The following is a 14,473-nucleotide window of genomic DNA, read 5'->3' on the forward strand; positions in this document are numbered from 1 at the left end:
ACGGATGCCGAACACGGAAGAGAAACTCCTCGACTACCTGAAGCGGGTCACCGCCGACCTCAAGCAGACGCAGCGACGCCTGCGTGAGGCCGAGGCCGCGGACACGGAGCCGATCGCGATCGTCGGCATGGGCTGCCGCTACCCGGGCGACGTACGGTCCGCCGACGACCTGTGGGGGCTGCTGGCCGAGGGCGGCGACGCGATCTCGAAGTTCCCCGACGACCGAGGCTGGAACACCGAGGAGCTCTACGACCCCGACCCCGACCGCCCCGGCCGCAACTACGTGCGAGAGGGCGGCTTCCTGCACGACGCGACGGAGTTCGACGCCGACTTCTTCGGCATCTCCCCGCGTGAGGCACTCGCCATGGATCCGCAGCAGCGCATCATGCTGGAGGTCGCCTGGGAGACGTTCGAGCACGCGGGCCTGGACCCCCAGTCGTTCGGCGGCAGCGACACCGGCGTGTTCGTCGGCATCAGCAACGTCGACTACACGTGGGGTCACGCCCGCGTCCCCGAGGCCGTCGAGGGGTACTTCGGCACGGGCAACTTCGCCAGCGTGCTGTCCGGCCGGCTGGCCTACACGTTCGGGCTGGAAGGCCCTGCGCTCACCGTCGACACGGCCTGCTCATCGTCGCTCGTGGCCCTGCACCTGGCGACGCAGGCCCTGCGCCGGGGCGAGTGCGGGGCAGCCCTGGTGGGCGGGGTCACCGTGATGTCGAACCCGTCCGGCTTCGTGGAGTTCAGCCGCCAGCGGGGGCTCGCTCCGGACGGCCGCTGCAAGGCGTTCGCCGCGGCCGCCGACGGGTTCGGGCCGTCCGAGGGCGCGGGCGTGCTGCTCGTGGAGCGCCTGTCCGACGCCCGCCGCAACGGTCACCGGGTACTGGCCGTCGTCCGCGGCTCCGCCGTCAACCAGGACGGCGCCAGCAACGGCCTCTCCGCCCCCAACGGCCCCTCCCAGCAGCGCGTGATCCGCCAGGCGCTCCGCAACGCACGGCTGTCACCGGAACAGGTCGACGCCGTCGAGGCGCACGGCACGGGCACCACCCTGGGTGACCCGATCGAGGCGCAGGCCCTGCTGGCCACCTACGGTCAGGGGCGTCCCGAGGACCGTCCGCTGTGGCTGGGCTCGGTGAAGTCGAACATCGGGCACACGTCGGCCGCCGCCGGTGTGGCCGGGGTGATCAAGATGGTGATGGCGATGCGGCACGGCGTCCTGCCCCGCAGCCTCCACATCGACGAGCCGACCCCGCAGGTCGACTGGTCCTCCGGCGCCGTCACCCTGCTCACCGAACCCGTCGACTGGCCCGACTCCGACCGCCCCCGCCGCGCAGGCGTCTCCGCCTTCGGCATCAGCGGCACCAACGCCCACGTCATCCTCGAACAAGCCCCCACCCAAGACCCCCAGCAACCCGCCCCACCCGTACCCGCCGCACCCTGGCTGCTCTCCGCCAAGACCCCGGCAGCACTGCGAGCCCAGGCCCGACGCCTGCACACCCACCTCCCCCGCCACCCCCACCCCGACCCCACCGACATCGCCCACGCCCTCGCCACCACCCGCACCCCCCACGAACACCGCGCCGCACTCGTCACCGACGACCACGGGACTTTGTTACACGGACTGCTCGCGCTCGGGGAGGAGTCGGTAGCACCGTACGTGGTGGAGCCGGGCAGAGCGGTAGCGGGAAAGACGGTGTTCGTGTTCCCGGGTCAGGGTTCGCAGTGGACCGGCATGGGACGCGAACTCCTCGACACCTCGGAGCAGTTCGCCGCCTACATCGCCGAGTGCGAGACCGCGCTCAACGACTTCGTGGACTGGTCGCTCACCGACGTCCTGCGCGGCACCGAAGGAGCCCCCGGCTACGACCGCGTCGACGTCGTCCAACCCGCCCTCTTCGCCGTCATGGTCAGCCTCGCCCGCCTCTGGCAACACCACGGCATCCACCCCGACGCCGTCATCGGCCACTCCCAAGGCGAAATCGCCGCCGCCCACATCGCCGGAGCCCTCACCCTCAACGACGCCGCCCGCATCGTCGCCCTACGCTCCCAAGCCCTCCTCCCCCTCGCCGGCCTCGGCGGCATGACCTCCCTCGCCCTCCCCCACCACCAAGCCCACGAACTCATCCAGCCCTGGGGCCAAGACCTGTCCATCGCCTCCGTCAACGGACCCCACTCCACCGTCGTCTCCGGCACCACCCACGCCCTCGACGAACTACACACCACCTGCAACACCCAAGGAGTTCGGGCCCGCCGCATCCCCGTCGACTACGCCTCCCACTCCGCCCAAGTCGAAAGCATCCGCGACACCGTCCTCCAAGCAGCCACCGGCATCAACCCCCAGCCCACCACCATCCCCCTCTACTCCACCGTCACCGGCCAACCCATCGACGGCACCCAGCTCGACGCCGACTACTGGTACACCAACCTCCGCCACACCGTCCGCTTCGAAGAAACCACCCGCGCTCTGCTCGGCTCCGGCCACCGCCACTTCATCGAGACCACCGCCCACCCCGTCCTCGCCCTCGCCCTGGAAGAAACCATCGAGGCCACCGGCTCCGACGCCCGCGTCACCGGCACCCTCCGCCGCGACCACGGCGACCTCACCCAACTCCACACCGCCCTCGCCACCGCCTGGACCCACGGCGTCGACGTCGACTGGACCGCAGTGGTGCCCGGTGCGGGCAGGGGGCGGGTGGCCCTGCCGACGTACGCCTTCCAGCGTCGGCGTTACTGGCTCGAGCCGGGTGTCGTGCCGGTGAGCGACACCGTCCCGGTGGCCGTGGTGGACGAAGCGGAGAGCGGGGAGGCGGCCACCGCGCTCGCACGCGCCCTGGCGGATGCCTCGGAGGCGGGCCGGGAGGCTCTGCTGATCGACCTCGTACAGTCTCGCGTGGCCGCCGTGCTCGGTCACGAGGAGCCGGAGTCGGTCGACACCGAGCGGGCCTTCAAGGACCTGGGCTTCGACGGCTGGCGCCGACACTGGTCTTCGACCACCCCACCCCGGAAGCGGTGGTACGCCACCTGCGGGCCGAACTCGGCCTGGAGGGCGACGGCGCCCCCGATCCCGTCTTCGACGAACTCGACGGCCTGGAACGGGCGCTGTCGTCGTACACGCCGGACACCGACACCCGCGTGAAGATCACCAAGCGCCTGGAGTCCCTCCTGTGGGAGTGGACGCGCTCGGAAGCCGATGCACCGGACCCGGTCGACGCCGCGGACCTCGCGGCCGTCTCCGATGACGAGATGTTCGAGCTCATCGACAGGGAGCTCGGATCGGCCTGACCCGGCCGGACGGGGCTCGGCCCGCTCGTCCTCGAGCGGCTCCGGCCCCGCCTCGCACGGCCCCGTCCCGTCCCCCAGCCTTCAGCCCCACTCCGACTGCACGTGTCTCACGGAGGGTTCCACGATGCCGAACGACGAGAAGAAGCTGCGCGACTACCTGAACCGGGTCACGGCCGACCTGCGCCAGACGCGCGGCCGCCTGAAGGCCGTCGAGGCCAAGGAGTGGGAACCCGTCGCCATCGTGGGCATGGGCTGCCGTTTCCCCGGCGACGTCAGCTCCCCGGAGGAGTTGTGGGACCTGGTGGCCGAGGGGCGGGACGCCGTCTCGTCGTTCCCGGCGGACCGCGGCTGGGACCTCGACGCCCTCCGCGACGCCGACCCCGACCGGCCGGGTACCTCGTACACCGGCAGCGGCGGTTTCATGGACGTGGCCGGGGACTTCGACGCCGCGCTCTTCGGCATCTCGCCGCGCGAGGCCCTCGCCATGGACCCCCAGCAACGGCTGATGCTGGAGGCCTCGTGGGAGGCGTTCGAGCGTGCCGGCCTGGACCCGGCGCGGCAAAGGGGAACCGCGACCGGTGTGTTCGTCGGCGCGACCGCCACCGGCTACGTGTCGCCCGCCGCCGAAGTGCCCGAGGGCGCCGAGGGGTTCGCCATCACCGGCAACATGACCGCGGTGACCTCGGGACGCATCTCCTACACGCTGGGCCTGCAGGGGCCCGCGGTCACGATCGACACGGCTTGCTCCTCGTCCCTCGTGGCCCTGCACCTGGCCTGCCAGTCACTGCGTCAGGGCGAGTGCACGACGGCGCTGGCCGGCGGCGTCACGGTGATGCCGACTCCGACGGCGTTCACCGAGTTCAGCCGACAGCGCGGACTGGCCCCCGACGGCCGCTGCAAGTCTTTCGCGGCCGCCGCCGACGGCACCAACTGGGCGGAGGGCGTGGCGGTCCTCGTCGTCGAGCGCCTGTCGGACGCCCGGCGCAACGGGCACCGGGTGCTCGCCGTGGTGCGCGGCACCGCGATCAACCAGGACGGGGCCAGCAACGGGCTGTCGGCCCCCAACGACCTCGCCCAGGAACGCGTGATCCGCTCGGCGCTGGACAACGCCGGTCTCACCGCGAGCGACGTCGACGCGGTCGAGGCGCACGGCACGGGCACCACCCTGGGTGACCCGATCGAGGCGCAGGCCCTGCTCGCCGCCTACGGTCACGAGCGCCCGGCGCACCGCCCCCTGCGCGTGGGCTCCCTTAAATCCAACATCGGTCACGCGGGGCCGGCCGCGGGTGTGGCCGGGGTGATCAAGATGGTGATGGCGATGCGGCACGGCGTCCTGCCCCGCAGCCTCCACATCGACGAGCCGACCCCGCACGTCGACTGGGCGTCGGGCCTCGTCTCCCTGCTCACCGAACAGATGCCGTGGCCCGAGACGGGCCGCCCGCGCCGGGCCGGCGTCTCCTCCTTCGGCGTGAGTGGCACCAACGCCCACGTCATCCTGGAACAGGCCGACGGACAGCCGCTGCCGGACGCCACGGCCACGGAGCACACCCCGGTCCCGTGGGTGCTGTCGGCGAAGTCGGGAGCAGCGCTGCACGCCCAGGCGGAGCGCGTCGGCGCGTTCGTCCGCGGGCACGAGGACGTCGACACGGCCGCCGTCGCCACGACGTTGCTGACCTCCCGGGCGGCCTTGGAGCAGCGTGCGGTGCTGCTCGACGACGATCGCGACAGCCTCGCGCAGGCTCTGGACGCGCTGAGCACCGGTGCGCCGCACCCCCGGGTCGTGACGGGGAGCGTGCGGTCGGGGCGGCTGGCGTTCATGTTCACCGGCCAGGGCTCCCAACGCCTCGGCATGGGCCACGAGCTCTACGACACCGAACCCGCCTTCACCACAGCACTGGAAGAAGCCTTCGCGGCACTGGACCCACACCTGCCACGGCCACTGCGCGACATCATCTTCGGCGACGACCCCGAGCTGTTGCAGCAGACCCAGTACGCACAACCCGCACTGTTCGCAGTCGAGACCGCCCTGTACCGGCTCCTCACCGACACCTACGGCCTGCGCCCCGACTACCTCCTCGGCCACTCCATCGGAGAACTCACCGCCGCCCACGCCGCCGGCGTCCTCACCCTGCCCGACGCCGCACGCCTGGTCACCGCCCGCGGACACCTCATGCAAACCGCACCCACCGGCGGAACCATGATCGCCATCCAAGCCACGGAAGACGAAATCACCGAACACCTGACCCCCGGGGTCGACATCGCCGCCCTCAACTCCCCCACCTCCACAGTCATATCGGGCGACGCCACAGAAGCAGAAGCCATCGCGGACCATTTCCGCACCCTCGGCCGCAAGACCACCCGGTTGAAGGTCTCCCACGCCTTCCACTCCCCCCACATGGACCCCGTCCTCGACGACTTCCGGCAGATCGCCGCCACCCTCGACTACCACCCCGCCCGCATCCCCGTCATCTCCAACACCACCGGACAGCCCGCCGAAAACCTCACATCCCCCGACTACTGGACCCAGCACATCCGCCGCCCCGTCCGCTTCACCGACAGCCTCCACCACCTCACCCACCAGGGTGTGACGACCTTCCTCGAACTCGGACCCGACGCCACCCTCACCGCCCTCACCCGCACCACCCTCGACGACACCCACGCCACCGCCGTCCTGCGCAAGGACCGCACCGACACGGACGCCCTGCGCACAGCCCTCGCCGAGCTCTGGGTCCACGGCACCCCCGTCACCTGGCCGCACCCCGCCGACCGGCACATCGACCTGCCCACCTACCCCTTCGACCACCAGCGCTACTGGATCACTCCCCGGGGCACGGCCACCGACGTCTCGTCGGTGGGGCTGGAGGCCGTCGGGCATCCCCTGCTGGGTGCGGCCCTCAGCCTGGCCGGCGAGGACGGGGCGTTGCTGACGGGGCGCATCTCCGGTGACGCGGTTCCGTGGCTGGCGGACCACGCGGTGGCGGGGGCCGTCATCCTCCCGGGCACGGCGTTCGTCGAGCTGGCGCTGCGTGCGGGCGACGAGGTCGGCTGCGGTCGGCTGGAGGAACTCACCCTCGAACTGCCGTTGGTCCTGCCCCACTCGGGCGCGACGGATCTCCAGATCGGTGTGGGAGCTCCCGATGACGAGGGCCGCCGTCTGCTGACCGTGCACGCCCGCCCGGCGGGCCAGGAGTCCGCGCCCTGGACGCGGCACGCGAGCGGCGCGCTCGCGCCGGCAGGTCGTCGGCAGGACGCCGGAGCGGGTGTCGGGGTGGCGGGAGCGGCTTCCTGGCCGCCGGTCGGTGCCGAGCCCGTCGACGTGACGGACTTCTACGCGGACGCCGCCGACACCGGTTACGGCTACGGGCCCGCGTTCCAGGGCCTGCGGGCCGCATGGCGGGTCGGGGAGGAGATCTGGGCCGAGGTGTCGCTGCCCGAGCAGCTCCGTGATGAGGCGGGCCGGTACGGCCTCCACCCGGCGCTCCTCGACGCCGCGCTGCACGCGGCGGGTTTCGGCGACTTCTACGACGAAGGCGAGCGGCTCCGCATGCCGTTCGCCTGGAACGGGGTGGAACTCCACGCCGTCGGCGCGTCCGACCTGCGCGTGAGGATCGCGCGCAGTCAGGTCTCCGCAGGGCGGGACGCGGCGCTGGCGCTCACCGTCGTCGACGCTTCGGGGCGTACGGTGCTAGAGGCCGGGTCCATTGTCACCCGGCCCGTGTCGGCGGAACATCTGCCCGGTGCGTCGGGTGCGCCGGCCACGGACGACTCCATGTACCGGTTGGGGTGGCAGCCGGTGGAAGGCCGTACCGAGCGCCTCCCGCAGTCGTACGCGGTGCTCGGCGAACCGTCCCCCCAGCTGCTCGCCGCGCTCGGGGACACCGATGGCGAGGACGGCACGGTGACGGCGTTCGCGGACCTCGACGCCCTGCACACGGCAGTGGAGTCCGGCAGCACCGTCGCGGACACCGTCCTGTACGTCCTCCCCCGGTCTGCCGAGGCCGACGACACAGCCGGTGCGGCACACGCCCTCGCCCGCACGGCTCTGGAGGCGGCTCAGGCCTGGTTGGCGCGGGACTTGGTCGACGGCCCGTCCTGCCTGGTGGTGCTGACCCATGGAGCGGTCGGAGTGAGGGGCACGGAGCCCGTCACCGGCTTGGGACAGTCGGCTGTCTGGGGGCTGCTGCGGTCGGCGCAGAGCGAGAACCCCGGCCGGTTCGCGCTGATCGACGTCGGCACAGGCAGGGACAACGGCGCGGGCGCCGACGCGGACGTGGACGCGGGGTACGCGGTGCTGCCCGACGCGATCACCGCGCTCCAGGACTCGGACGTGGCCCAGATGGCCGTACGCGGCGGTGAGCTCTTCGCGCCGCGCCTGCTGGCGCACGACTGGGCCGGCACGGTCCGCGTGCCGGGCGACGCGCCCGCATGGCGTCTCGACACGCCGGGCACCGGCACCGTGGACGACCTGACAGCCGTGCCGCACCCCGAGGTTCTGGAACCCGTCGGCCCAGGTCAGGTCCGCGTCTCGGTCCGCGCCGCCGGGCTGAACTTCCGCGACGTCCTGCTGGCCCTGGGCATGTACCCCGGCTCGGGCGTCATGGGCAGCGAAGGCGCTGGAGTCATCTCCGAAGTCGGGCCCGGCGTCGCGGACTTCGCGGTGGGCGACCGGGTCATGGGCATGCTTCCCGCCTCGTTCGGCACGGTCTCCGTGGTCGATCACCGTGTCCTCGTCCGCATACCCGACGGCTGGTCGTTCGAGCAGGCCGCCGCCGTGCCGATCGCCTTCCTGACCGCCTACTACGGCCTCCGCGACCTCGCCGGCCTGCGAGCCGGGGAGTCGGTCCTCATCCACGCCGCGGCGGGCGGCGTCGGCATGGCCGCCGTCCAACTCGCCCGCCACTGGGGCGCCACCGTCCACGCCACCGCCAGCCCCCACAAATGGGACACCCTGCACGCCCTCGGCCTGGACGACGACCACATCGCCTCCTCCCGCACCCTCGACTTCCGCGACCAGTTCACCGAAGTCGACGTCGTCCTCAACTCCCTCACCGGCGCATACATCGACGCCTCCCTGCACCTCCTGCGCAACGGCGGCCGCTTCATCGAAATGGGCAAGACCGACATCCGCCCCACTCCACCCGACGTGTCCTACCACGCCTTCGACCTCATGGAAGCCGGACCCCAACGCCTCGGCGACATGCTCACCGACATCGTCCAGCTCCTCCAGACCGGCACACTCACCCACCTCCCCCTCGACACACGCGACATCCGCCAAGCCCCCCAGACCTTCCGGCACATGAGCCAGGCCCGCCACACCGGAAAAATCGTCCTGCGCATACCCCAGCCCCTCGACCCACACGGCACCGTCCTGATCACCGGCGGCACCGGCACCCTCGGCGCCCTCACCGCCCGCCACCTCGCCACCACCCACAACACCCGCCACCTCCTCCTCACCAGCCGCCAGGGCATGGCAGCACCCGGCGCCACCCAACTCGCAGACGAGCTGCGGGACCTGGGCGCGCACGTCACCATCGCTGCCTGCGACACCGCCGACCGCACCGCACTGACCCACCTGCTGGACTCGATTCCGGCCGAGCACCCCCTCACCGCCGTCATCCACTGCGCCGGCACCCTCGACGACGCACTCCTCACCACCCTCGGCCAGGACCAACTCGACCACGTCCTGCGACCCAAGGTCGACGCGGCCTGGCACCTCCATGACCTCACCCGGCACCTCGACCTGTCGGCCTTCGTCCTCTTCTCCTCCGCCGCAGGCATCCTCGGCGGCCCCGGTCAGGCCAACTACGCCGCCGCCAATGCCTTCCTCGACGCCCTCGCCCACCACCGCCACGCCCACGGCCTCCCCGCCACCAGCCTCGCCTGGGGCCAGTGGCAGCAGGCCAGCGGCATGACGGGCGGTCTCGCGGCGGAAGACCTGGCGCGGATGAGCCGCACGGGTCTGGTGCCCATGTCCACGGACCAGGGACTGTCACTCTTCGACACGGCGCGTATGGCGGACGAACCGCTGCTGATCCCCCTGGCGCTGGACACGGGTGCGCTGCGTCGGCAGAGCAGCCGCACCGGCCTGCTTCCGCCCCTGCTCCGGCAATTGGTGGGCGGAGTCGTCCGGCGCACCGCCCAGTCGGGGGGTCGAGGAGAGCAGTCGGCGCTGGCGCGGACACTGGCCGGCCGTTCCACCACCGAACAGAAGGCGATCCTCCTCGACCTCGTCCGCACCCACATCGCCACCGTCCTCGGCCACACCACCCCCGACACCATCAACCCCGACCAGCCCTTCAAAGACCTCGGCTTCGACTCCCTCACCAGCGTCGAACTCCGCAACCGCCTCACCACCGCCACCGGCCTCAAACTCCCCGCCACCCTCACCTTCGACCACCCCACCCCCCACGCCCTCACCCACCACCTCCACCAACAAACCACCGGCACCACCCACACCACGCCGATCACCACACCACCCACCACCGCCCCCGCCCCCGACGAACCCCTAGCCATCGTCAGCATGGCCTGCCGCTTCCCGGGCGGGGTCCGCTCCCCGGAGGACCTGTGGCGCGTGGTGGCGGACGGACTCGACGTGGTCTCCGGCTTCCCCGACGACCGGGGCTGGGACCTGTCCCGCCTCTACGACCCGGACCCCGGTCAGGCCGGGACGTCGTACACGAGCCAGGGCGGATTCCTGTACGACGCGGGGCAGTTCGACCCGCTGCTGTTCGGCATCTCGCCCCGCGAGGCCCTGGCGATGGACCCCCAGCAGCGCCTGCTGCTGGAGACCTCCTGGGAAGTCCTCGAACGCGCCGGCATCGATCCGGCCGCCCTGCGTGGCACTGACACCGGAGTCTTCGCCGGCGCCTCCGCGTCGGGTTACGGCAGTGGGGCCCAGGAGGCCACGGAGGGGGCCGAGGGGTACGCGATGACCGGTGCGGCCACCAGCGTCATCTCCGGCCGTGTCGCGTACACCTTCGGCCTGGAGGGCCCCGCGGTGACGCTGGACACCGCGTGCTCCTCCTCCCTGGTCGCCCTGCACCTGGCCTGCCAGGCCCTGCGCAACGGCGACTGCTCACTCGCGCTGGCGTGCGGTGTCACGGTGATGGCGACCCCGCAGGTGTTCACGGAGTTCAGCAGGCAGCGGGGCCTCGCGGCGGACGGCCGCTGCAAGGCCTTCGCCGCGGCGGCCGACGGCACCGGTTTCTCCGAGGGCGTGGGCGTGCTGCTGGTGGAGCGCCTGTCCGACGCCCGCCGCAACGGCCACCAGGTGCTCGCCGTCGTCCGCGGCTCCGCCGTCAACCAGGACGGCGCCAGCAACGGCCTCACCGCACCCAACGGCCCCTCCCAGCAACGGGTGATCCGCCAGGCCCTCGCCAACGCCCGCCTCACCCCCGCCGACGTCGACGCCGTCGAGGCGCACGGCACCGGCACCACGCTCGGCGACCCCATCGAAGCCCAAGCCCTCCTCGCCACCTACGGGCAGAACCGCACGGAGGACCAGCCGCTGTGGCTCGGCTCGGTGAAGTCCAACATCGGCCACACGCAGTGCGCCGCGGGTGTCGCGGGCGTCATCAAGATGGTCATGGCGATGCGGCACGGCGTCCTGCCCAGCACCTTGCACGTCGACGACCCGTCCCCGCACGTGGACTGGACCGCCGGACAGATGGAGCTGCTCACCGACGCGCGGCAGTGGCCGGAGGGCCGACGCCCGCGCCGGGCCGCCGTCTCGTCCTTCGGCATCAGCGGCACCAACGCCCACGTCATCCTGGAGGCCGCTCCGGCCCCCGAGCCCGTGCGACGAGCCGACTCCTCACACCAGGTGCCCTGGATCGTCTCGGCCAAGACACCCCAGGCCCTCCGCGCCCAAGCACTGCAACTGCACTCCTTCGCCGCGTCGCGAGAAGCCGTCGACGTGGCGGCCGTGGGGTCGGTACTCATCCGGGGACGTTCAGCCCTGGAGCACCGTGCGGTGGTCCTGGGCCCGGACCGCGACCAGCTCCTGGAAGGCCTGCACGCACTGGCCGACGAACAGGACAGCCCCCGGGTCGTGACGGGGAGCGTGCGGTCGGGGCGGCTGGCGTTCATGTTCACCGGCCAGGGCTCCCAACGCCTCGGCATGGGCCACGAGCTCTACGACACCGAACCCGCCTTCACCACAGCCCTCGACGAAACCTTCGCGGCACTGGACCCACACCTCCCACGACCCTTGCGCGACATCATCTTCGGCGACGACCCCGAGCTGTTGCAGCAGACCCAGTACGCACAACCCGCACTCTTCGCAGTCGAGACCGCCCTCTACCGGCTCCTCACCGACACCTACGGCCTGCGCCCCGACTACCTCCTCGGCCACTCCATCGGAGAACTCACCGCCGCCCACGCCGCCGGCGTCCTCACCCTGCCCGACGCCGCACGCCTGGTCACCGCCCGCGGACACCTCATGCAAACCGCACCCACCGGCGGAACCATGATCGCCATCCAAGCCACGGAAGACGAAATCACCGAACACCTGACCCCCGGGGTCGACATCGCCGCCCTCAACTCCCCCAGCTCTACCGTGATATCGGGTGACGCCACAGAAGCAGAAGCCATCGCGGACCACTTCCGCACCCTCGGCCGCAAAACCACCCGACTGAAGGTCTCCCACGCCTTCCACTCCCCCCACATGGACCCCGTCCTCGACGACTTCCGGCAGATCGCCGCCACCCTCGACTACCACCCCGCCCGCATCCCCGTCATCTCCAACACCACCGGCCAACCCGCCGAAAACCTCACATCCCCCGACTACTGGACCCAACACATCCGCCGCCCCGTCCGCTTCACCGACAGCCTCCACCACCTCACCCACCAAGGTGTGACCACCTTCCTCGAACTCGGCCCCGACGCCACCCTCACCGCCCTCACCCGCACCACCCTCGACGACACCCACGCCACCGCCGTCCTCCACAAGAGCACCCCCGAGCCGCAGGCCCTCCACACCGCCCTCGCCGCGCTCTGGGTGCACGGCACGCCCGTCACCTGGCCGCACCCCGCCGACCGGCACATCGACCTGCCCACCTACCCCTTCGACCACCAGCACTTCTGGCTGACGTCGAGGGTCGGACAGCTCGCCGCCGACAGCGTCGAGGACGTGCCGGAGAGCCGGTTCTGGGAAGCGGTCGAGCGGGAGGATCTGGAGGCACTGGCGACCACGCTGGAGTGGAACGGGAGCAGGAACGAGGAAGCGGACCGCTGGAACGCGGTGCTTCCCGGGCTCTCCGCCTGGCGCAGGAGGCAGCGTGAGCGTTCCGCGGTGGACGGCCTGCGCTACACCGTCGCCTGGCGCCCTGTTCCGCTGCGGTCGGCAGTCGCGGCAGGAGCCGCGCCGGGGACCTGGATCGCGGTCCTCGACGAGACCCGAGGAGAGGACTCCCGGACGCGCTCGCTCCTCGACGGACTGACCGCGCAGGGCGCCAAGGTGATCGTCGTGGCCGCCGGCCCGGGGAAGAGGGAGGAACTGGCGGCGCGCCTCATCACCGTGATCGGCGAGGGGGCGGACGCCCAGGGGATACTCTCCTTCCTTCCTGCCGAAGGCAGCCTCGACCTGGTGCGGGCCCTGGGTGATCCCGGTGTCCCGGCGCTGCCGGTGTGGGGTGTCACCCGCGGGGCCGTCTCCGTCACCGCTTCCGCACCCGACGACGTCATCGACGCCGACGGGGCCCGGGTGTGGGGTCTGGGCCGGGTGGCAGCACTGGAAAGGGCTGAGATCTGGGGCGGGTTGATCGACCTGCCGCGGGTCGGGGAGGCGACGGCGGAGGACCACCTCGCCCGGTCGCTCCTCGCCGTTCTCGCGGACCCGGCGGGCGAGGACCAGGTGGCGATCCGCGCCTCGGGGGTCTTCGCCCGGCGTCTGGTGCGCGCCGCGCCGACCGACGGTGAGCCGTCGGGGACCTGGAACGCCCGCGGGGTCGCCGTCATCACCGGCACCTCCGGCTCCTTGGCCGGGCAGATCACCGAGTGGCTGGTGCGCGAGGGTGCCGACCGTGTCGTGGACGCCACGACGGACGATGAACAGGCGGAGGGGTCGGCGTGGAGGCCTGCCGGGTGGGAAGACCTCGCCGCGACCGGCGCTCCCGTCCGGACCGTGGTGCACCTTTCGGCTACGGGCAGTGACGTCCCGCTGGGCAAGCTCCCGGCCGAGGGTCTCGCCGGACGGCCCAGCGGATCGGACTGGGACCGACTGGTCGCCTCGCTGCCGCTCGCCGACGACACGACGTTCGTCTTCTTCTCGTCGTTCACGGGAACGGTCGGTGCCACCGGACGCGCAACTGACGCCGTGACGAACGCCCATCTCGACGCCCACGCCCACAACCTGCGTGCGGAGGGCCGGACGGCGCTGCACGTGTCCTGGGACGGCACGACAGGCCAACCCTTCCAGGACGCGGCCGAGTTGCCGTTCCTCGCGGTGCGGCACGCCCTCGACCGGGGCGAGCACCGTCTCGCGGTCGCCGACGTCGACTGGCGGCGCTTCGCCCGGGTCTACACGGCGAACCGGCCCAGCCGGCTGTTCGACGGGATACCGGAGGCGGCGGACGCCGTGGCCCGCCCGGGCACGGGCGAGACGGCTGAGAACGAGGCCACGTCCGCCGCGCTGCGGGAGAGGATCGCCGCGCTGCCGCGGGCGGAGGGCGACCGGGTGCTGTCGGAACTCGTGCGCACGCACGCGGCCGCGGTGCTGGGGCTCGGCTCGGCCGACGCGATCGGGGGTGCCCTGGCCTTCAAGGAGCTGGGCTTCGACTCCCTGACCGCGGTCGAGTTCCGTAACCGGATGACCTCGGCGACGGGCCTGTCCTTGCCCGCCACCCTCGTCTTCGACCACCCGACACCGTCGTCGGTCGTCGAACTGCTGCGTACGGAGATGGCGTTGGGCGAGGCCGACGCGTTCACCGTCCTCACGACCGATCTCGACCGTGTCGAGGCGGGCCTGTTCGCCCTCGACACCGACGACGTGGACCACCGGGTCATCGCCGACCGGCTCCAGGACCTGCTGGCCCGGTGGAACGACATCCGTGGGCCGCAGGGCGCGAACGGTCCGTCGGTGGTCGAGTCCGTCGCCGAGAGGGTCAACAGCGCGTCGGACGACGATCTCTTCGACTTCATCCGTGAGGAGTTCGGCCGCCCATGAGGGTCCTCGCGTCTGTGTCCGCCGCCCGTC

At 71.9% G+C, this 14,473-nt stretch carries 3 protein-coding genes; all 3 read left to right on the forward strand.

Annotated elements, in window-relative coordinates; genetic code table 11:
* The first annotated feature begins 4 nt into the window (after positions 1 to 4).
* The 3 genes from E4U91_RS00960 (at position 5) to E4U91_RS38815 (ending at position 14,443) form a co-directional block, all read left to right on the forward strand.
* The gene (locus tag E4U91_RS00960) at positions 5 to 3,133 is read left to right on the forward strand and encodes a type I polyketide synthase (RefSeq protein WP_137304744.1); all 3,129 of its coding nucleotides are present in this window, start codon (positions 5 to 7) and stop codon (positions 3,131 to 3,133) included.
* On the forward strand, positions 3,130 to 3,279 hold the full coding sequence (locus E4U91_RS38810) for a hypothetical protein (RefSeq protein ID WP_174867730.1): 150 nt from the start codon (positions 3,130 to 3,132) through the stop codon (positions 3,277 to 3,279). Before E4U91_RS00960 ends, E4U91_RS38810 begins: the two co-directional genes overlap by 4 nt.
* Positions 3,280 to 3,403: 124 nt before the next feature.
* Positions 3,404 to 14,443, forward strand: a complete 11,040-nt coding sequence (locus E4U91_RS38815; protein ID WP_241678459.1) for a type I polyketide synthase — start codon at positions 3,404 to 3,406, stop codon at positions 14,441 to 14,443.
* Positions 14,444 to 14,473 lie beyond the last annotated feature (30 nt).

The organism is Streptomyces lasalocidi (assembly GCF_005280215.1).
Lineage (GTDB): Bacteria > Actinomycetota > Actinomycetes > Streptomycetales > Streptomycetaceae > Streptomyces > Streptomyces longwoodensis.